Origin of the sequence: Massilia sp. LMS1-1-1.1 (assembly GCF_040815535.1) — a bacterium.
Lineage (GTDB): Bacteria > Pseudomonadota > Gammaproteobacteria > Burkholderiales > Burkholderiaceae_D > Janthinobacterium > Janthinobacterium aestuarii.
This window is the reverse complement of record NZ_JBFPNG010000023.1, coordinates 398,165-416,415: the sequence shown is the minus strand read 5'-3', so window position 1 is coordinate 416,415 and position 18,251 is coordinate 398,165. Positions and strand designations below refer to the sequence as shown.

General features: G+C 65.2%; 19 protein-coding genes. 14 read left to right on the top strand and 5 right to left on the bottom strand.

Annotated features, from left to right (window positions below):
• Positions 1–41 precede the first annotated feature (41 nt).
• The 13 genes from gspG to MRBLMS1_RS16825 are packed head-to-tail and all read left to right on the top strand — an operon-like array spanning position 42 to position 13,333.
• Positions 42–494, top strand: a complete 453-nt coding sequence (gene gspG / locus MRBLMS1_RS16885; protein WP_058051125.1) for a type II secretion system major pseudopilin GspG — start codon at positions 42–44, stop codon at positions 492–494.
• A gap of 12 nt (positions 495–506) precedes the next feature.
• Positions 507–1,001, top strand: a complete 495-nt coding sequence (locus MRBLMS1_RS16880) for a GspH/FimT family pseudopilin (RefSeq protein WP_139091406.1) — start codon at positions 507–509, stop codon at positions 999–1,001.
• Complete coding sequence (gspI, locus tag MRBLMS1_RS16875) at positions 998–1,381, top strand: type II secretion system minor pseudopilin GspI (protein WP_223278962.1); 384 nt, start codon at positions 998–1,000, stop codon at positions 1,379–1,381. The genes MRBLMS1_RS16880 and gspI overlap by 4 nt, the downstream gene beginning before the upstream one ends.
• Positions 1,381–2,004: a PulJ/GspJ family protein gene (locus MRBLMS1_RS16870; RefSeq protein ID WP_139091407.1), complete on the top strand. Its 624-nt coding sequence runs from the start codon at positions 1,381–1,383 to the stop codon at positions 2,002–2,004. The genes gspI and MRBLMS1_RS16870 overlap by 1 nt, the downstream gene beginning before the upstream one ends.
• Positions 2,001–2,978, top strand: a complete 978-nt coding sequence (gene gspK, locus MRBLMS1_RS16865) for a type II secretion system minor pseudopilin GspK (RefSeq protein ID WP_485880541.1) — start codon at positions 2,001–2,003, stop codon at positions 2,976–2,978. Before MRBLMS1_RS16870 ends, gspK begins: the two co-directional genes overlap by 4 nt.
• A gap of 19 nt (positions 2,979–2,997) precedes the next feature.
• A complete protein-coding gene (gene gspL, locus MRBLMS1_RS16860) occupies positions 2,998–4,227 on the top strand; it encodes a type II secretion system protein GspL (RefSeq protein WP_485880539.1) in 1,230 nt (409 codons plus the stop codon).
• A complete protein-coding gene (gene gspM / locus MRBLMS1_RS16855) occupies positions 4,224–4,757 on the top strand; it encodes a type II secretion system protein GspM (protein WP_485880537.1) in 534 nt (177 codons plus the stop codon). The genes gspL and gspM overlap by 4 nt, the downstream gene beginning before the upstream one ends.
• Positions 4,754–5,530 carry a type II secretion system protein N gene (locus MRBLMS1_RS16850; protein ID WP_230518138.1) on the top strand — a complete coding sequence of 259 codons (777 nt, stop codon included), beginning with the start codon at positions 4,754–4,756 and terminating at the stop codon, positions 5,528–5,530. Before gspM ends, MRBLMS1_RS16850 begins: the two co-directional genes overlap by 4 nt.
• Complete coding sequence (gene gspD / locus MRBLMS1_RS16845; protein ID WP_485880534.1) at positions 5,527–7,770, top strand: type II secretion system secretin GspD; 2,244 nt, start codon at positions 5,527–5,529, stop codon at positions 7,768–7,770. The genes MRBLMS1_RS16850 and gspD overlap by 4 nt, the downstream gene beginning before the upstream one ends.
• A gap of 10 nt (positions 7,771–7,780) precedes the next feature.
• Positions 7,781–9,202 (top strand): type II secretion system ATPase GspE, encoded by a 1,422-nt coding sequence (gene gspE / locus MRBLMS1_RS16840; protein ID WP_034753054.1) that lies wholly within the window; start codon positions 7,781–7,783, stop codon positions 9,200–9,202.
• Positions 9,203–9,212: 10 nt separating this feature from the next.
• Positions 9,213–10,433, top strand: coding sequence for a type II secretion system inner membrane protein GspF (gene gspF, locus MRBLMS1_RS16835; RefSeq protein WP_485880531.1), 1,221 nt, complete (start codon positions 9,213–9,215; stop codon positions 10,431–10,433).
• A gap of 16 nt (positions 10,434–10,449) precedes the next feature.
• Complete coding sequence (locus MRBLMS1_RS16830; RefSeq protein WP_080698615.1) at positions 10,450–11,016, top strand: type II secretion system protein N; 567 nt, start codon at positions 10,450–10,452, stop codon at positions 11,014–11,016.
• 58 nt (positions 11,017–11,074) lie between these two features.
• On the top strand, positions 11,075–13,333 hold the full coding sequence (locus tag MRBLMS1_RS16825) for a patatin-like phospholipase family protein (protein WP_485880529.1): 2,259 nt from the start codon (positions 11,075–11,077) through the stop codon (positions 13,331–13,333).
• On the opposite strand, the gene MRBLMS1_RS16820 is transcribed toward MRBLMS1_RS16825, so the two are convergent.
• Positions 13,306–14,091: a helix-turn-helix domain-containing protein gene (locus tag MRBLMS1_RS16820; protein ID WP_223278964.1), complete on the bottom strand. Its 786-nt coding sequence runs from the start codon at positions 14,089–14,091 to the stop codon at positions 13,306–13,308. The genes MRBLMS1_RS16825 and MRBLMS1_RS16820 overlap by 28 nt on opposite strands.
• A gap of 168 nt (positions 14,092–14,259) precedes the next feature.
• Here MRBLMS1_RS16820 and MRBLMS1_RS16815 point away from each other — a divergent pair, with 168 nt between their 5' ends.
• Positions 14,260–14,874, top strand: a complete 615-nt coding sequence (locus tag MRBLMS1_RS16815) for an outer membrane protein (RefSeq protein WP_485880526.1) — start codon at positions 14,260–14,262, stop codon at positions 14,872–14,874.
• 68 nt (positions 14,875–14,942) lie between these two features.
• Here MRBLMS1_RS16815 and MRBLMS1_RS16810 read toward each other — a convergent pair whose 3' ends face one another.
• The 4 genes from MRBLMS1_RS16810 to dksA all read right to left on the bottom strand — a co-directional run bounded on the left by MRBLMS1_RS16810 (position 14,943) and on the right by dksA (position 17,856).
• Positions 14,943–15,137, bottom strand: coding sequence for a hypothetical protein (locus MRBLMS1_RS16810; protein WP_070220858.1), 195 nt, complete (start codon positions 15,135–15,137; stop codon positions 14,943–14,945).
• Between the two features lie 18 nt (positions 15,138–15,155).
• Positions 15,156–16,511, bottom strand: a complete 1,356-nt coding sequence (hslU, locus tag MRBLMS1_RS16805) for an ATP-dependent protease ATPase subunit HslU (protein WP_070304591.1) — start codon at positions 16,509–16,511, stop codon at positions 15,156–15,158.
• 132 nt (positions 16,512–16,643) lie between these two features.
• Positions 16,644–17,180 (bottom strand): ATP-dependent protease subunit HslV, encoded by a 537-nt coding sequence (hslV, locus tag MRBLMS1_RS16800; protein WP_034783551.1) that lies wholly within the window; start codon positions 17,178–17,180, stop codon positions 16,644–16,646.
• Between the two features lie 223 nt (positions 17,181–17,403).
• Complete coding sequence (dksA, locus tag MRBLMS1_RS16795) at positions 17,404–17,856, bottom strand: RNA polymerase-binding protein DksA (RefSeq protein ID WP_034753066.1); 453 nt, start codon at positions 17,854–17,856, stop codon at positions 17,404–17,406.
• Positions 17,857–18,251 lie beyond the last annotated feature (395 nt).

Here is an 18,251-nt window from a genome sequence, read left to right as displayed (position 1 = left end):
TTATACTCTGCTCTCATTACTCACCTTCTTCTCTCTTTCTTATGCAAAACGCAGCAAACCATCCGATACGCCAGCGCCGCGCGCGCGGCTTCACTTTGATCGAAATCATGGTCGTGGTGGTGATCATGGGCATCCTCGCGTCGCTGGTGGTGCCCAAGCTGATCGCCCGCACGGGCGAGTCGAAAGTGGCGGCGGCGAAAGTCGACATCGCCACCGTGATGCAAGCGTTGAAACTGTATCGCCTCGATAACCAGCGCTACCCGACCACCGAGCAGGGCTTGCAGGCGCTGATCGAAAAACCGACCACGGGACCGGCCGCGAATGGCTGGAAAGCGGGCGGCTACCTGGAAAAGATGCCGAAGGATCCATGGGGTAACCCGTACCAGTTCCTGTCGCCAGGCGTGAAAGGCGAAGTCGACCTGATCTCGCTGGGCGCCGACGGCCAGCCCGGCGGTAGCGGCGACGACGCCGATATCGGTTCCTGGGAACTGTAAGTTTTCCATTGCATGCCAGCCATGAGCACCGGTCGCGCACTGCCCCGGCCACGCGCCAGCGGCTTCACGCTGATCGAGCTGCTGGTGGTGATGGTCATCATCGGCGTCACCCTGGGCCTGGTCTCGCTGAACGCCATGCCGAATGGCCAGCAAGCGCTGCAAAAGGAAGCCGAGCGCATCGCCCTGCTGCTGCAGCTGGCGCGTGATGAAGCCATCGTGCGCAGCCGGCAGGTGGCGTTCGAGGCGGACGAAAATCAATACCGTTTCCTGGTTCTCAATGAAAAGCTGTGGCAACCGGTGACGCAGGACGATTTGCTGCGCGAGCGGGCGTTTGCCAACACGCCCATGCTGCTCAGCGTGCAGCCATCGAGCAGCGTGGCCCAGCCGCTGCGCATCATCTTCGGCCGCGAACCGGTCGACAAGCCTTTCGTCCTGACCCTGGCCAGCGGCGAGCGCAGCGTGGCCATCCGCGCCGACGGCATCGGCCACTTCACGGTCGAGCAATGATGCGGTTCTCATTGCGCCGCCACCAGCGCGGCTTCACTTTGCTCGAAGTCCTGGTCGCCCTCGTCATCGTCGGCACGGCCCTGGGCGCCTCCTTGCGCGCCGTCGGCAGCCTGACGCAGAACAGCGATGGCTTGCGCAGCGCCATGATGGCCACCTGGTCGGCGGAAAACCACCTGGTGCGCCTGCGCCTGGCAAAAACCTTCCCGCAGACGGGCAAGCGCACGGTCGACTGCCCGCAGGGCGATCTGAAACTGATCTGTGAAGAGGAAGTGGTGGCCACGCCGAATCCCCGCATCCGGCAAGTGCGCGTGAACGTGTATGACGCGCAATATCCGGCCCGGCGCATCGTGCGCCTGGTGTTATTGGCGTTCAACGACTGATGGCGCGCCGCACTGTCCCTGCCGGCGGTTTCACCCTGATCGAGCTGCTCGTGGCGATCGGCATCCTTGCCATGGTCGCCGTGCTGGGCTGGCGCGGCCTGGACAGCATCATGCGTTCGCGTGAAGTGCTGACCAGCCAGCTTGAGCAGGCACGCGGCATGCAGCTGGCGTTTGCCCAGATGCAGAGCGATTGCGACCACCTGGCCGGCGCCGGCCAGAATACCAGCCTGCTCAATGGCCGTACCAATCTGACAGCCGAGACCGACCGCCTGACCCTGGTGCGCCTGGCCGCCTCGGAACAGGAGCCGCAACAGTTGCAAGTGGTCACTTACCGCCTGCGCGGCGGCGTGCTGACGCGGCGCGAGTCGAACGGCACGCGCGACCTGGCCGTGCTCGACACCCTGTGGCAGGCGGCGCGCGACGATACCGATACCTCGAGCGCCGACGTGACCCTGATGCGCGGCGTCGACAGCATGGTCATGCGCGGATGGAGCAATGGCGCCTGGAACGTGCTGACGGCGGGCGCCGCCATCTCCACGCAAGTGCCGGGCCTGGAAGTGACCTTGCAGATGCCGGGCCAGGACGCGGGCCTGTCCAAAGTCTTTTTATTGGGGCCGGGATGAGGACTTTTACACGTCCCTCGCGCCAGCGCGGCGTGGCCGTCATCACGGCCTTGCTGCTGACGGCGCTGGCGATTACCGTCGTTGCCAGCCTGTTCTGGCAGCAGCAGGTGCAGGTGCGTTCGATGGAAAACCAGCGTTTGCGCCTGCAGACGCAGTGGGCCATGCGCGGCATGGTCGACTTTGCCCGTTTCTGGCTGCGCCAGGATAATGTCACGCTGACGGCGCTTGACGGCGTCTGGGCCACGCCCATCGAGGAAGCGCGGCTTGACGATTATGTGGACCGCGAAAAGGTCGACACGGAAAAATTCGACGCCACCGTGTCGGGCCGCGCGCTCGATGCGCAGGCACGTTTCAATATCACCAACCTGGCCGCCGCCACGGGGATTGTCAGCCAGCCCAACGTGCAGGCCTACCAGCGGCTGCTGTCCAACTTGCAGCTCGATAGTTCCCTGGCGCAGGCGACGGCCGATGCCGTGCTGCGCGCGCGGCCGAAACCGCGCACTGCCGACAGCGGCGCCGACGGCAAGACGCCCTCCGCCACGCCCGCATCGGGCGGCAGCAGCGAACCGGTGGCGTTCACGCAGGTCGAGGATTTGCTGGCCGTGCCCGGCTATACGCCGCAGATGATCGAGAAACTGCGCGACTTCATCATCGTGCTGCCGAAACCGACCGCGGTGAACGTGAATACGGCCCCGGCCGAGGTGCTGTCGGCCATCACCGACATGTCCGTCTCCGAGGCCAGCGCCCTGACCTTGAGCAACCCGCGTAAAAAGTTTGTCGATAGATCAAATTTCCAGAATAATATCAACGGCAAGAAACCGATCGACGGCGTGGAGATCGATGTGAAAAGTCAGTACTTCCTCACCGTGATCCGCGTGCGCCTGGACCGCGCCGCGCTCGATGCGCAGGCACTGGTGTGGCGCGAGCCGAATCCGCAGCGCACCACCAGCCTGGTCTGGTTGCGGGAAAATTAACAGCTGAAAGCGAGTCACTTTGACAATACTGTATATCCGTCACCCGGCCAAGGCGTCCACCGACAGCGCGCCTGCCTGCTCCTTCGTGCTGGCCGGCGACGGCGGCGCCCTGTTGCAGCAGGGCAGCGCGCCGCTGGGCAGCCTGGGCCAGCTGATTGCCGGTGCGCAGCGGGTGGTGCTGCTGCTGGCGGCGGCCGACGTGACCCTGCTGCGCCTGAAAACCCCGCCGCTGGCCGGCGCCCGCTTGCGCGCGGCCTTGCCAGGCCTGGTGGAAGAACATATTCTGGGCGACGCCCAGGATTGCCTGCTGGCTGCCGGCGCGCCCGACGCGTCCGGCATGCGCACGGTGGCCGTGGCGCAGCGCGCCTGGGCCGAGGTCCTCGTGAAAGCCTTGCTGGCGCAGGGGGCGCGCAAGGTGGCGCTGCTGCCATTGCAGCTGTGCCTGCCCTTGCAGCCGGGCAGCGTGACGGCCGTCCTGCAGGCCAGCGGCGACGGCCTGGAACTGGCCTTGCGCCAGGCGCCGCAAGAGGGCCTGGGCCTCGTATTGCCGGCCCAGCCGCAGCAGGCGCTGCTGACGACGCGCGCGTTTGCCGGCGACGTACCGCTGACGGTCTATGTGGCGCAGGCCGATCTGGCGCAGTATCAACAGCTGGCCGCCGGCATGGATGGCGTGACGGTGGAGCTGGATCACTGGGCGCACTGGATCGCCGGCGCCAAAAATGCGGGGCTGGACCTGGCTGGCGCCTTGGGCACGGCGACGGGATCGGCCACTGAGTGGCGCCGCTGGCGCTGGCCGCTGCGCCTGGCGCTGCTGGCCGTGATCGTCAACCTGGCCGGCATGAATATCGAATGGATGCGCCTGAAGCGCGAAGCCGCCACCGTGCGCACCTCGATGCAGCAAACCTTCAAGGCCGCGTATCCGAACGAAGCGCCCGTGTATGGCCTGGAAGCGGAACAGATGCGGCGCAATATCGCCGCCGCCCGCCTGCAAAGCGGGCAAGCCAGCATGGATGATTTCACGAGCATGAGCGCGGCTCTGGGCGAGGCGCTGGGCGGCCTGGCCGGACGCGGCGTGGTGGCCTCGCTGGAATACCGCGAGCGCAGCCTGATCGTCAAGCTGAAACCGGACATGGTCGACGCCAGCGCCCAGGCGCAGGTGCGCGATGGCCTGGCCGCGCGCAAGCTGACCTTGAATGAAACGGCGCCGGGCGTGTGGAAGATCACGCCGGCCACGGGAGCAAAAGCATGAGTGCAGCAGTCAACAAGGCGCGCGCCGCGCTGATGGGCCGGCAGCAGGCCGTGCAGGCCTTCTGGGCCGAACGCACGCCACAGGAGCGCAAGCTCCTGACCATCGGAGGCGTCGTGGCGGGGCTGGCCCTCGTCTACGCCGTATTCTTCGAGCCGGCCTGGACGGGCCGCATCGCCTTGCAAAAGAGCTTGCCCGAGCTGCGCCAGAACGCGGCCCAGCTGCAGGCGCTGGCCCGTGAAGCGGGCGAACTGGCGCGCCAGGCACCCGTGCAGGTGGCTCCCATGGCCCGTGAAAGCCTCGACGCGTCGCTGAAAGCGCGCGGCCTGGCGCCGCAATCGCTGTCGCTGACGGGAGAGTATGCGCGCGTGCAGCTGAACGGCGTGCCGTTCGCCAGCGTCATGCTGTGGCTCGATGGCTTGCGCCGCGAAGGCCGCGTGGCGGTGCAGGAAGCGAAGATCACGGCGCAGGGCAAGGCGGGCTTGGTCGACGCCAGCCTGACCCTGCACCAGAGCCCGGGCGCGGCACGATGATGCGCCTGCTTGGCTGGCTGCTGGCCATCATCGTCAGCGTCTGCGTCACCCTGCTGGTGTTTTTTCCTGCCGGCTGGGTGGCCAGTATCGTGGAAAAACAGACGGGCGGACGTTTGACCTTGGGCGACGCGCAAGGTACCCTGTGGCGCGGCTCGGCCTTTATCGGCGGGGCATCCAGCGCGAATGGCGCCGTGACGCCGCTGCTGCCGGGGCGCTTCAGCTGGCGTATTTCGCCTTCGGTGCTGTGGGGATCGGCGGACGTGGAACTGCAAAACCCGCAGGCGCTGTCGCAGCCGGTGAACCTGCGCGGCTCGTGGTCGCACTGGCAAGTCAGCCCGGCGGCCCTGCTGCTGCCGGCCGATGGCCTGGGCGGCCTGGGCGCGCCGTTGAATACCGTGGCGCCGACGGGCAGCATGCGTCTGTCGTGGAGCACCTTGCAGCTGGCCCTGGAGCAGCGGCAGTTTTCCGCCATCGGCCGCACCACCCTGCAGATGACGGACATGGCGTCGCGCCTGTCGTCCTTGCGTCCGCTGGGCAGCTACGAGCTCGATTTCGATTGGCAGGGGCAGCAGGCGACGTTGACACTGCGCTCCATCAAGGGACCGCTGCTGCTTGACGGCAGCGGCAGCCTGCAACAGGGGCGCATGCAGTTTTCCGGCCAGGCCCAGGCCGCAGCAGGATATGAAGAGACCTTGGCGAGTTTGTTGAATTTGCTGGGACAGCGCCGTAGCAATAGCGAAAAAAACATCATCGCCTTAGAGTTCAGACAATGAAAAAACCATCCGTGAGCCCCATTACCTCCTCCTTCTCGCTGCGCCGCTTGTCGGCCGCCGCCTTGCTGTGCTGTTCCGTGGCCGGCATGCCGGCGCCCGTCTGGGCCGCGCCCGGCGATGAAGCGGCGCTCAATTTCGTCGGCGCCGACATCGAATCGGTGATCAAGGCGGTGGGTCATTACACCAACATCAATTTCGTCATCGACCCGCGCGTCAAGGGCACGATCACCCTGGTGTCGGAAAAATCGATCAGCAAGACGCAGGCCTTCGGGCTGCTGGCCTCCGCGCTGCGCCTGCAAGGCTATGCCGTGGTCTCCGGCGACGGCTATGCGAAAGTGGTGCCGGAAGCGGACGCCAAGCTGCAATCCGTGCCGACCCAGGTGGGCAATGGCGCCAGCCAGGTGAAGGGCGACCAGATCGCCACCCAGGTGTTTTACCTGAACTACGAATCGTCGGCCAACCTGCTGGCCGTGCTGCGCCCCTTGATCTCGCCGAACAACACGATCAACGCCAACCAGGGCAACAACTCGCTGGTGATCACCGATTACGCGGATAACCTCAAGCGCCTGGCGAAGATCATCGCCGCGCTCGACGTGCCCGCGTCGACGGACCTGGACGTCATCCCCGTACGCTATGCGATCGCGTCCGACCTGGCTTCGATGGTGAACAAGTTGATGGAAGGCGGCAATGCGGGCGGCGCCGCAGGGGCAGATGCGGGCAAGGTGTCCGTGCTGGCCGATCCGCGCACCAATTCGCTGGTGCTGCGCGCACCATCGGCGGCGCGCGCCAACCTGGCCAAGTCGCTGATCTCGAAGCTGGACCAGCCCACCACGCAGCTGGGCAATGTGCACGTGGTGTACCTGAAAAATGCGGACGCCACCAAGCTGGCGCAGACCCTGCGCTCGGTGGTGACGTCGGACGGCACGGCCGCTTCGGCGCAGCAGGGCACCAGCAACGTCGCCACGAATAACCAGATCAACCAGAACAACAGCGGCATGAACAGCACTGGCCTGGGCGGCAATACGCAAAGCGGCACCACGGGCGGCGCGTCGCTGAACAACGGGCCGCAGCAGCTGTCGTCGGGCGGCGCGGCCGGCTTCATCCAGGCCGACGCATCGACGAATACCCTGATCCTGACTTGCAACGAAGCCGTCTACCGCAACCTGCGCGCCGTGATCGACCAGCTCGACGTGCGCCGCGCCCAGGTCTACATCGAGGCGCTGATCGTCGAAGTGACGTCGGCCAAGGCCTCCGAATTCGGCGTGCAGTGGCTGGGCCTTTCCGGCGACAGCACCAGCAACTACCGCGTGGGCGCGCTGCAATCGTTCGCTTCCGGCACCAGCAACAACATCGCCGCCATCGCCACGGGCGGCGGCAAGGTCTTGCCGACGGGCGGCCTGACGGTCGGCATCTTCAAGCAGATCAACGGCGCGCTGGGCCTGGGCGCCGTGGCGCATGCGCTGGAATCGGACGGCAACGCCAACATCCTGTCGACGCCGAACCTGATCACGCTGGACAATGAACTGGCGACCATCAAGGTGGGCCAGAACGTGCCTATCCTGACGGGCCAGTACACGAGCACGGCCGGCACCAACACGAACCCGTTCCAGACCATCGACCGCAAGGAAGTGGGCCTGACCCTGAAGGTGCGTCCGCAGATTTCCGAGGGCGGCACGATCAAGCTGGGCATCTATCACGAGACGTCGAGCGTGGACAAATCCACGGCGGCCGCCGTCAGCGGCATCACCATCAACAACCGCGTGATCGAAAACAATGTGCTGGCCGACGATGGCCAGATCATCGTGCTCGGCGGCCTGATCGAGGACAGCACGGGCGACAATGCGGAAAAAGTACGCGGCCTGGGCGACATCCCCCTGATCGGCAACCTGTTCAAGTATCAGACGCGCGAGCGCAAGAAAACCAATCTGATGATCTTCCTGCGCCCCGTCATCGTGCGCAACAAGGAGCAGAGCGGCAGTCTGGCGGCCGACCGCTACGATTACATGCGTTCGGCCGAGACGGCCGCCGTGCCAGCCACGGGCAACCTGATGCTGAAAGACCTGGGCACGCCGGTATTGCCTGCCCTGCAGGATGGCCAGCCCGTGGGCGGCAGCATGGTGACACGTCCCGTGCCGCCGGCACCGACGCCGCCGCCAGGCGCGCCGGCCAACGCGGCCACGCCGCCGCAGCCGCTGCTGCAGCAATACCAGCAGCAGCAATTGCCGCAGCAGCAGAAGTGATGGGGCAGTCATGAGCAATCTGCTTCCCTACGCCTACGCGCGCGATTTCGGCTTGCTGGCCCGGCCGGGCGCCGTCGACGGCGCCCCCGTCGAAGTGCTGGTAGCCGCATCGACGGCGCCGGCGGCCATTGCCGAAGTGTCGCGCCGTTTCGGCCAGATTCAATTGACGGTCTTGCCGCGCGGCGAACTCGATGCGGCCATTGCCGGCGCCTACGCGGGCGGCGGCGGCGATGCGTCGCAGATGGCCGATGAATTCGACGCCGACCTCGATCTGACCAAGCTGCTGCAGGACGTGCCGGCCATCGAGGACTTGCTTGAATCGTCCGACGACGCGCCCGTCATCCGCATGATCAACGCGCTGCTCACGCAGGCGCTGCGTGAAGGTGCGTCCGACATCCATATCGAGCCGTTCGAGCAGACGTCCGTCGTGCGTTTCCGCATCGACGGCAGCCTGCGCGACGTCGTGCGCCCCCGTAAAGCCATCCACGGCTCGCTGATTTCGCGTATCAAGATCATGGCGCAGCTCGACATCGCTGAAAAACGCTTGCCGCAGGACGGCCGCATCACCTTGCGCGTGGGCGGCAAACCCGTCGACGTGCGCGTCTCGACCCTGCCTACGGGGCATGGCGAACGGGCCGTATTGCGTTTGCTGGACAAGGAAGCGGGCCGCCTCGACCTGCAGCACCTGGGCATGAGCGCGCCCATGCTGGCGCAGTTCGATGGCCTGATCACCCAGCCGCACGGCATCGTGCTCGTCACGGGCCCCACCGGTTCGGGCAAAACGACGACGTTATATGCAGCGCTGTCGATGCTCAACGCCACCACCACGAATATCCTGACGGTGGAAGACCCGATCGAGTACGACCTGGCCGGTGTCGGCCAGACGCAGGTCAACCCGCGCATCGACATGACGTTTGCCAAGGCGCTGCGGGCGATTCTGCGGCAAGACCCGGACGTGATCATGATCGGCGAGATCCGCGACCTGGAAACGGCGCAGATCGCCGTGCAGGCATCCTTGACGGGCCACTTGGTGCTGGCGACCCTGCACACGAACGACGCTTCGGCGGCCGTCACGCGCTTGCTCGACATGGGCATCGAACCGTTCCTGCTGTCGTCGTCGCTGCTGGGCGTGCTGGCGCAGCGCCTCGTGCGCAAATTGTGCGGTTCGTGCAAGACCTTCGACGGCCAGTACTGGCAGGCGGTCGGCTGCGAGCATTGCGGCCAGACGGGCTACCAAGGCCGCGTGGGCGTGTACGAACTGCTGCGCACGACGGAGCAGATCCGCGCGCAGATCCACAACCGCGCGTCGGAAGCGGAAGTGCGCACGGTGGCCCTGCAGGACGGCATGCTGAGCATGCGCGACGACGGCGAACGCTGGCTGCGCGACGGCACCACCACGCAGGCTGAATTGCTGCGCGTGACCAAAGACTAGGCCCGCCACCATGCCCGCATTCCGCTATGAAGCCGTCGACGCGCAGGGCGCCACCCGTAAGGGCGTGCTCAATGCCGACAGTCCCCGTTCCGCACGCGCCGAGCTGCGCGTGCAAGGCCTGGTGCCGCTGGCCGTCGAGCCGATCGCCGCGCAGGTCGACGCCGCCGGCGTGACCAAGCGGCGCGGCTTCGGCGAGCGCCTGTCCAGCACCGAGCTGGCCCTGTTTACGCGCCAGCTGGCCAGTTTGCTCGAAGCGGGCCTGCCGCTGGAGCAGGCGTTTTCCGCACTGCTGGAACAGGCCGAGCGGCCGTATCTGCGCGATCTGATCGCCTCGATCCGTTCGGAAGTGATCGGCGGCGCCGCGTTTTCCGACGTGCTGGCGCGCCATCCGCGCGATTTCGCCGAGATCTATCGGGCGCTGGTGGCGTCGGGCGAGCAGATCGGCCATTTGTCGCGCGTGCTCTCGCGCCTGGCTGACTACATCGAGCGGCGCAATGCGCTGGTGCAGAAGGTCAAGCTGGCGTTTACGTATCCGGCCATCGTCACGGTGGTGGCGTTTTCCATCGTGATCTTCCTGCTTACCTACGTGGTGCCGCAGATCGTTTCCGTGTTCGCCAATACCAAGCAGAAGCTGCCCATGCTCACCGTGATCATGCTGGCGCTGTCGGACTTCGTGCGCAACTATGGCATCGTCGTGGCCATTGTCCTGATCGGTGCCTGGTTCGCCTGGCGCCGCGCACTGCAGCAGCCGGCGCTGAAACGGCGCTGGCATACCTGGCTGCTGACGGCGCCCCTGTACGGCAAGTTCGAGCGCAGCCTGAACACGGCGCGCTTTGCCAGCACCCTGGCCATCACCACGGGGTCCGGCGTGCCGATTTTGCGCGCGCTCGACACCAGCCGCGATACGCTCACCAACGTGGCGATGCAGGAACTGGTGACTGACGCCAGCGGCGCCGTGCGCGAGGGCGTCAGCCTGGCGCGCGCGCTGTCGGCGCAAAAGCATTTTCCACCGATGCTGATCCACATGATACGCGCGGGTGAAATCACGGGCGAGCTGCCGGCCATGCTGGAACGCGCCGCCAGCGCGCAGGAGCAGGACCTGGAACGCCGCACGCTCACCATCGCCGGCCTGCTGGAGCCGGCCCTGATCCTGGCCATGGGCGTGGTGGTGCTGCTGATCGTGCTGGCCGTGCTGATGCCGATTATCGAAATCAATCAGCTCGTCAGATAAGAAACCCAAGGAAGCCATGAAGCGTTTGCCTCAATTTACAAGTTTGCTCGCCGTCGTGGCGCTGTCCGTATCGCTGGCCTATTGGGCCATGCAGCTGTTCAAGGCGCCGCAGCGCCCCATCAATCCGCCGGCCGTGCCGGTGGTGCAGGATGCCAGCGTGGAGGCGGGCGCCTCGCTGTTCGGCGGCCAGGTCAGCGTGGCCACGGCCAGCAACTACCAGCTCAAGGGCGTGGTCGCCGCCGGCAATGGCCGCGGCAGCGTGGCCATCATCTCGACCGATGGCAAGCCATCCGTGGCCTTGCCGGAAGGCGCCGAGGTGGTGCCCGGCGTGACGGTGCTGGAAGTGCATGCGCGCCACGTGCTGCTGCGCGATGGCGGCGTGAGCAAGCGCATCGACCTGGTGGCCGACGACAAGGCGCTGGCCTTGCCGGGGCCTGTGTCCGCCACCCCAACGCCGGCCCCGGCCCCGGCGCCGGCATCGAATCTGGTGCCGCCGCCGCTGCCGATGGAGCAGCAGCGTCCCGCCACCGTCATGCCGGCTGCACCGCAGGTGACCACCACCAGCACGCCGCCGTCGAATTAACGCCGTTCTTATCGTATTTTGCCGATGGCGCCGTGCCGCCATCGCGACTGGAGTCTTCATGTTCTCGATCCGTGCCGTCCTGGCGGGCTGCGTGGCGGCGCTGTGCGCCTTGCCGCAAGCCGGCGCCGCAGCCGACGCTCCCGCCGTCACGCCTTCCCCCGTTTCCACCGTGGCCATTCCTGCCTCCGCGCCGGCCCGCCCGCGCATCGCCCTCGTATTGTCGGGCGGCGGCGCGCGCGGCCTCGCGCATATCGGCGTATTGAAAGTGCTGCAGGAGCTGCATGTGCCGATCGACATGGTGGTCGGCACCAGCATGGGCGGCGTGGTCGGCGGCGCGTATGCGGCCGGCGCTTCCGTGGCGGACCTGGAAAAGATGGCGCGCGAGACCAACTGGGCGCGCGTGGTGGCCGACCGGCCGCCGCGCGACGAACTGGCGTTCCGCCGCCGCGAGGAAGATTTGCTGCTGCCGTCGCGCATCGAGTTTGGCACCAGCCGCAACGGCATTTCCACGCCGCCGGCGGCAGCCAGCAATGCGGCGCTGGAAATGGCCCTGAACCGACTGCTGCCGGCCGGTATGCGCGACCGCCCGGCCAGCCAGCTGCCCTTGCCCTTCCGCTCGGTGGCGTCGGACCTGGTCAATGGCGAACTGGTGGAACTGGTCGACACGCCGCTGTTCCTGTCGATGCGCGCCTCGCTGGCCGTGCCGGGCGTTTTCGCCCCCGTGCGCGTGAACAACCGGCTGGTGGTCGATGGAGGCCTGGTGCGCAATCTGCCCGTCGACATGGCGCGCGCCATGGGCGCCGACGTCATCATCGCCGTCAACGTGGGTACGCCGCTGGCGCCGGAAAAAGAGCTGGGCAGCGCCATCGGCGTGGCGCAGCAGATGCTGCAGATCCTCACGGAGCAGAACGTGCAGCGCTCGCTCAAGGAACTGCAATCGCAGGATATCCTCGTGGCGCCCGACCTGACGGGCGTGAGTTTCCTCGACTTTGAAAACTATGCGCGCGCCATGCGCGCCGGCGAACAGGCGGCGCAGGCATTGGCCGCCCGCCTGGCGCCGCTGGCCCTGCCGCCGGAACAGTATGCGGCGCGCGAGCAGCTGCGCCTGGCGGCGCCGGCCCTGCTGGACGTGGCCCTGCCGCTCACGCGCCTGGCCGTGGAGAGCGAAGGCGATATCAATCCGCGCATCCTGCAGGCCCAATCGGGCCTGGTGGAAGGGCAGCCGGTCAGTCAGGAAGATGTGCTCAAGGCGGCCGCCAGGCTGTATGGCCGTGGCGACGTGGCGCGCGTGGAGACGGAAGTGGTCGACGCGGGCGACCAGCGCACGGTCAACATCAAGGCGGTCGAAGCGCCATGGGCCAGCAACCGGCTGCGCGTGGGCCTGGAAATGGCCAGCGATTTCAGGGACAGCAATACCTTTGCCCTGAAGCTGCTGCACGTGCGCTCGAACCTGAACAGCTGGGGCGGCGAATTGCGCAGCATGGCGCAGATCGGCAATGAGCGCGGTTATGGCGTGCAGTTCTGGCAGCCGCTTGGGGCCGGCAACCCGTGGTATATCGCGCCGGAACTGCAGTACAGCTCATCGGCGATGGATTTGTTCGACAAGGGCCGGCGCAGCTCCCGTGTGACGTATAACGGCCAGACGGCGGCGCTGGTACTGGGACGCCAGTTCGGTACCTGGGGCGACCTGCGGTTTGGCGTCACGCGCACGGAGGTCAAGGGCAGGCTGGCGATTCCGGCCGACCCTACGCTGCCGGAATCGCGCGCATTGGGCACCACGCAGTTTGTGCAGCTCCGCGTCGATACGCTCGATTCACCGGGTTTCCCCACGCGCGGCATGCTGGTGGATGCTACCTGGACGCGCGATTCGAGCACGGGTTCGGGCGAAGCGGCCCTGGGCCGCTCTTCCATCACCGGCATGCAGGCTTTTAGCCGCGGCAACTGGGCCGGCCATGTGTATGGCGAATGGGCGCGCGCGCAGCGCGGCGAGGCGCCGCTCAGCCTGGGCGGCTTCCTGCGTCTGTCAGGCACGCAGTTCGAATCGGTGACGGGGCGCAGCGTGGCCCTGGCGCGCTTCGTGATGGCGCGCCGCATCGGTTCCCTGCCCAGCACCCTGGGCGGCGCCGTGCGGGCCGGCTTTTCGCTGGAGATGGGCGGCGGCTTCGATCAGAGCGAGCGCTGGAAATCCACCAAGTTCACGCAAGCCGGCAGCGCCTTCATCTCCGTCGATACGCGCTTCGGTCCCGTGTACGTGGCCTCGGGTGCATCGAAGGGCGGCGAGAGCACGTTTTATCTGTTCCTGGGACCGGTCTGGTAGGGCGCCGCCGGGGCGGTGGATGCCGTACTGCGGCGCAGGGCCGTGAAGGCGGCAAATTCCCATGAGCGAAAGCCCAGCAGCAGGGTAAAGCCATCGCGCTCGGCGGGTGCCAGGCGCCGGTCGTTCTGGTGCAGGCGCGCCAGTTCCTCGGCCAGCTGGCGGATCTTCTGCACCAGCTCCTGCGCGCTCGACAGCGACAGGCGCGCCGGGATGCACATCAGGGTTTCGCCGGCACCGTCGAAATGTCCGCTGAAATAATCGGCTACCACGTGTTCGCGGAAATACTGCTGCACCGGGCCGTCGGCCAGCCAGTGGAAGGCGTTCGAGACGCGCAGGCTGTAGCGGTTCAGCGGCTTGAGTTCGATCAAGCCCAGTCGGTCCAGCTCGGCCAGGCAGCCGATGCATTCGGCCTGCGTCAGCGCATACGTTTCCACCACCTGCTCCAGGCTCCAGTGGCCGAGGCAGCAGATCGCCACCAGCAGCAGGCGCGGATGCGCCACCAGCGACTTTTCCTGTACCAGGGTGAGCGTGTCGGCATGCGGCGTGATGTCGGCCGCGCCGCGCAGCACGTCTTCCATGGCAATGCCCGAGGCCTTGCAGATCAGGGCCAGGCGCGACAGCGACATGTCGTGCTGGCCAAACATGCGCTTGACGCTCGACTCGCTCATGCCGATGCGTTCGGCCAATACCTTGTACGTGATGCCGGCGGCGCGCAGTTGGGTGCGCAGCACGCGCAAAACCAGTTCAGGTGAACTCACGGGATATCCTTTTTTACAAGTTTGGTAGCGGGTAACGGTACCGAATGTAGCCGTTAATGGCACTTTGCACAAGGTGATAGTACTTTTTGGCAAAAGCGATGACACTCCCGCTTGTGGCTCGCGCAGCGCGCTACAACCAGGCAATCCATCCACTTGTAGAGGTTATCCATGTTCCCATCTTTCCGTTTCCCCGCAGCGCTGCTGGCGCTGGCCACCATCGCTCCCTTGCACGCCAACGCAGCCGAAGCTGCACCGGGCCCCATCTATGCGGGCGCCAGCTATGGCTTTCGCGCCAGTAGCGGCCTCGATTGCATCGCCGGACAAAGCGATTGCGACAAAAGCAGCAAGCGCAATGGCAAGGCCTACGTGGGTTACAGTTTCGACGCGCTGCCGTTTCAGGGCGGCGTGGCCGTGCCTTCGATTGAACTGGTGGGGTACATGGGGGGCGAGGTCAAGTCCGGCTTCGACACGGACGCCGGCAAGCGCGCTGGCCGCGGCAAGTTCACGGGCCTCGGCATGCAGGGCGTGCTCGGTTACCAGTTTGACGCGTTTACACTGAGCGGCCGCGCCGGTGCGGCCTACACGCAGGGCAAGGTCGATTATCTGGGCGGCGGTTCGGACAAGAAGAGCAAGATCGGCCTGACCTACGGCATCGGCGCGGCGTATGCGCTGAACAAGAACTGGTCGCTGCACCTCGACTGGGACCGCGTGCCCGTCAAGTACAACAGCAAGCAAACGACCAAGGTCGACATGTTTTCGCTGGGCGCGTCCTACCGCTTCTAAGGGGATGCTGCCGCTGCAGAGAGTGGCCTGATGGCGGACGCCCCCAGAACGGGGTGTCCGCGGGCGGCCTATTTGTCCGTTTCGACTTTCAACAGCAGTTTCGCCAGCAGGCGCTTTTCCTGCTGGCGCTGGCCTGAGACGGTTTTCACGTGCGCTCCGGCGGTGCGCTGCAGGGCTGCAGTGGCGACCGGGTTGCGCGGTTTTTGCGAGGGTTCGACGCGGAACTGCATTTTCTGCCGCGTCGCCAATGCCTTGTTTGCCATCGGTTTCCCCCTTCTTTCTTACAGCACGTAGCGCGACAGGTCCTCGTTGACCGACAGCGCTTCCAGGCGTTCGTTGACGTACGCGGCATCGATCACCAGCAGGTTTTCCGAACTGCTGCTGCCTTCGCTGGCCGTAAACGACACTTCTTCCAGCAGCTTTTCCATCACCGTGTGCAGGCGGCGCGCGCCGATGTTTTCCGTGCGCTCGTTAACCGAATAGGCGATTTCCGCCAGGCGCGTGATGCCTTCCGGCGCGAACTGCAGTTTCAGGTTTTCCGTCGCCAGCAAGGCTTCATACTGCATCGTCAGGCAGGCGTCGGTGCTCGTCAAGATGCGCTCGAAGTCCGAGATCGACAGCGATTCCAGCTCCACGCGGATGGGGAAGCGTCCTTGCAGTTCCGGGATCAGGTCCGACGGCTTCGACAGGTGGAACGCGCCCGAGGCGATGAACAGGATGTGGTCCGTGCGTATCATGCCGTACTTGGTGTTGACGGTCGTGCCCTCGACCAGCGGCAGCAGGTCGCGCTGCACGCCCGCGCGCGAGACGTCGGCGCCGCCCGATTCCGAACGCGAGGCGATCTTGTCGATCTCGTCCAGGAAGACGATGCCGTTCTGCTCGACGTTCTGGATGGCCTTCTGTTTCAGCTCATCTTCGTTGAGCAGCTTGGCCGCTTCTTCCTCGACCAGCAGTTTCAATGCTTCCTTGATCTTGACCTTGCGTGCCTTCTTGCGCTGCGCCCCCACGCCCGAGAACATGGACTTGATCTGTTCCGTCATTTCTTCCATGCCTGGCGGCGCCATGATTTCCATCTGCGGGCCCGCCTCGGCCAGCTCGATCTCGATTTCCTTGTCATCGAGTTCGCCCTGGCGCAAGCGCTTGCGGAAGGTCTGGCGCGTGCTGTCGCCGCTGCCGCCCGCATCCACGGCCGCGGCCGTATTCGGCGTGAAGCCGAAGTCGCGCGCCGGCGGCACGAGGATGTCGATCACGCGGTCTTCGGCCGCATCTTCGGCGCGTGCGCGCACTTTCTTCATTTCCAGCGCGCGCGTCTGCTTGATGCCGATGTCGATCAGGTCGCGGATGATGGTGTCGACGTCGCGCCCCACATAACCGACTTCCGTAAATTTGGTCGCTTCGATCTTGATGAACGGCGCCTCGGCCAGCTTGGCCAGGCGGCGCGCGATTTCCGTCTTGCCGACGCCCGTGGGGCCGATCATGAGGATGTTCTTGGGCGTGATTTCATGGCGCAGGGGCTCGGCCACCTGTTGCCGGCGCCAGCGGTTGCGCAAGGCGATGGCGACGGCGCGCTTGGCCTTGGCCTGGCCCACCACGTGCTTGTCGAGTTCGGTAACGATTTCCGACGGGGTCATGTTCATGATCATAATTGGCTTTCCATTCTTTGCGTAGAGTTCCCGAAAAACGTTCAGGGCAAGGCGCGTGGCCGCAGGCAGTACGTTTTTGTACGCCCAGGCCATGCAACGCAGCCATGGGCGTTTTCTCGGGGACTCTTAGTCGAGGGTTTCGATGATGTGGGACATGTTCGTGTAAATGCACAGCTCGGCGGCGATGGTCAGCGATTTCCTGACCACGTCGGCCGGCGACAAGTCTGTGTTTTCCTGCAGCGCCTTGGCGGCCGACTGGGCGTAGGTGCCGCCCGAGCCGATGGCGCCGATGCCGTCTTCCGGTTCCAGCACGTCGCCATTGCCCGTGATGACGAGGGTCGACTCGCTGTCGGCTACCAGCAGCATCGCTTCCAGGCGGCGCAGCACGCGGTCGGTGCGCCAGTCCTTGGCCAGTTCGACGGAGGCGCGCAGCAGATTGCCCTGGTGTTTTTCCAGCTTGCCTTCAAAGCGGTCGAGCAAGGTAAAAGCGTCGGCGGTGCCGCCGGCAAAGCCGACCAGGACTTTGCCCTGATACAACTTACGCACTTTGCGGGCCGTGCCCTTCATGACGATGTTGCCGAGCGTTACCTGGCCGTCGCCGCCCAAGGCGACTTGCTTGCCGCGCCGGACGCAGAGGATGGTGGTGCCGTGAAATTGTTCCATAGTGACCTCAAAAGATTCGTGCGTATGCGTGCAAGACCATGCGATTGCGCGCCCATGGTTCAAAAGTGGGGATGGAAAAGGCAATTGCAAGCGGCACTTGCCGCTGCCGTGCCTGCTTCAGTGTAGTCGGCGCGGGACGAAAAAAAAGCACGCAACCGAGGTTGTGTGCTTTTTTTATCGCCATCGCGGGGCCGCCGGGGCGGCCGCGCAAGGGGAGGGGCGATCAGTCGCCGTAGAGTTTTTGCTTCAGTTCGCGCCGTTGCTGGGCTTCCAGCGACAGGGTGGCGGTCGGACGGGCGATCAGGCGCGGGATGCCGATAGGCTCGCCCGTTTCTTCGCACCAGCCATAGTCGCCGGCGTCGATGCTGGCGATCGATTGTTGTACTTTCTTCAGCAATTTGCGCTCGCGGTCGCGCGTGCGCAGTTCCAGCGCATGCTCTTCCTCGATGGTGGCGCGGTCGGCAGGGTCCGGTACGAGCACGGTTTCACGCAAGTGTTCCGTGGTTTCGCCGGCGTTTTTCAGCAGATCTTTTTCGAGCTGCTGCAGGCGCGCCTTGAAGAATGCCAGTTGTGCCGGATTCATGTAGTCATCTTCGCTCATGGCGCGAATTTGATCTTCGCTGATGAGAGGGATGTCTTGGTTGGCGGCCGGGGTCGATTTATTAGTTTTGGTCATAACTTCGCTTACCTTCGATACGACAGAGTTTTCAAATTGATCAGTTGATGCGGCGATACCGAGCAACTGTACAGGTTCCGCTTGGCATTGCTGTCCCGCTGTACTGCGTGCGACCTTGGCTTGCCGGCGTGAGCCAGGATTACCGGCCGGCTAAGGTGCCATGTTGATAACTTTTTACCGCTCTATGCCAGTCGCGCTATGCGCGCGTCAACAGGCGTGTTGGGTGGATCGGTTGCATGCCTGGCATGCGGCCAGCGGCAGTTTGCCAGCATTTCATGACAGGCTAACGACATGGGCCGTTTTCGTCGCTGATTTTGGCACGCTTTGCTTTATATTGCCATCCCGATTTGTTGACTAGCCGATCAGAGACGGCTACTTGTTGGTTTATACCAGCA

Excerpts from the sequence above, each read along its gene's own strand:
- hslV (WP_034783551.1), bottom strand. The coding sequence starts at position 17,180 with ATGGAACAATTTCACGGCACCACCATCCTCTGCGTCCGGCGCGGCAAG.
- MRBLMS1_RS16825 (WP_485880529.1), top strand. The coding sequence starts at position 11,075 with ATGTTCTCGATCCGTGCCGTCCTGGCGGGCTGCGTGGCGGCGCTGTGC.
- MRBLMS1_RS16870 (WP_139091407.1), top strand. The coding sequence starts at position 1,381 with ATGGCGCGCCGCACTGTCCCTGCCGGCGGTTTCACCCTGATCGAGCTG.
- MRBLMS1_RS16880 (WP_139091406.1), top strand. The coding sequence starts at position 507 with ATGCCAGCCATGAGCACCGGTCGCGCACTGCCCCGGCCACGCGCCAGC.
- gspG (WP_058051125.1), top strand. The coding sequence starts at position 42 with ATGCAAAACGCAGCAAACCATCCGATACGCCAGCGCCGCGCGCGCGGC.
- MRBLMS1_RS16850 (WP_230518138.1), top strand. The coding sequence starts at position 4,754 with ATGATGCGCCTGCTTGGCTGGCTGCTGGCCATCATCGTCAGCGTCTGC.
- MRBLMS1_RS16810 (WP_070220858.1), bottom strand. The coding sequence starts at position 15,137 with ATGGCAAACAAGGCATTGGCGACGCGGCAGAAAATGCAGTTCCGCGTC.
- MRBLMS1_RS16815 (WP_485880526.1), top strand. The coding sequence starts at position 14,260 with ATGTTCCCATCTTTCCGTTTCCCCGCAGCGCTGCTGGCGCTGGCCACC.
- gspM (WP_485880537.1), top strand. The coding sequence starts at position 4,224 with ATGAGTGCAGCAGTCAACAAGGCGCGCGCCGCGCTGATGGGCCGGCAG.
- gspI (WP_223278962.1), top strand. The coding sequence starts at position 998 with ATGATGCGGTTCTCATTGCGCCGCCACCAGCGCGGCTTCACTTTGCTC.
- gspF (WP_485880531.1), top strand. The coding sequence starts at position 9,213 with ATGCCCGCATTCCGCTATGAAGCCGTCGACGCGCAGGGCGCCACCCGT.
- gspK (WP_485880541.1), top strand. The coding sequence starts at position 2,001 with ATGAGGACTTTTACACGTCCCTCGCGCCAGCGCGGCGTGGCCGTCATC.
- hslU (WP_070304591.1), bottom strand. The coding sequence starts at position 16,511 with ATGAACATGACCCCGTCGGAAATCGTTACCGAACTCGACAAGCACGTG.
- MRBLMS1_RS16830 (WP_080698615.1), top strand. The coding sequence starts at position 10,450 with ATGAAGCGTTTGCCTCAATTTACAAGTTTGCTCGCCGTCGTGGCGCTG.
- dksA (WP_034753066.1), bottom strand. The coding sequence starts at position 17,856 with ATGACCAAAACTAATAAATCGACCCCGGCCGCCAACCAAGACATCCCT.
- gspE (WP_034753054.1), top strand. The coding sequence starts at position 7,781 with ATGAGCAATCTGCTTCCCTACGCCTACGCGCGCGATTTCGGCTTGCTG.
- gspD (WP_485880534.1), top strand. The coding sequence starts at position 5,527 with ATGAAAAAACCATCCGTGAGCCCCATTACCTCCTCCTTCTCGCTGCGC.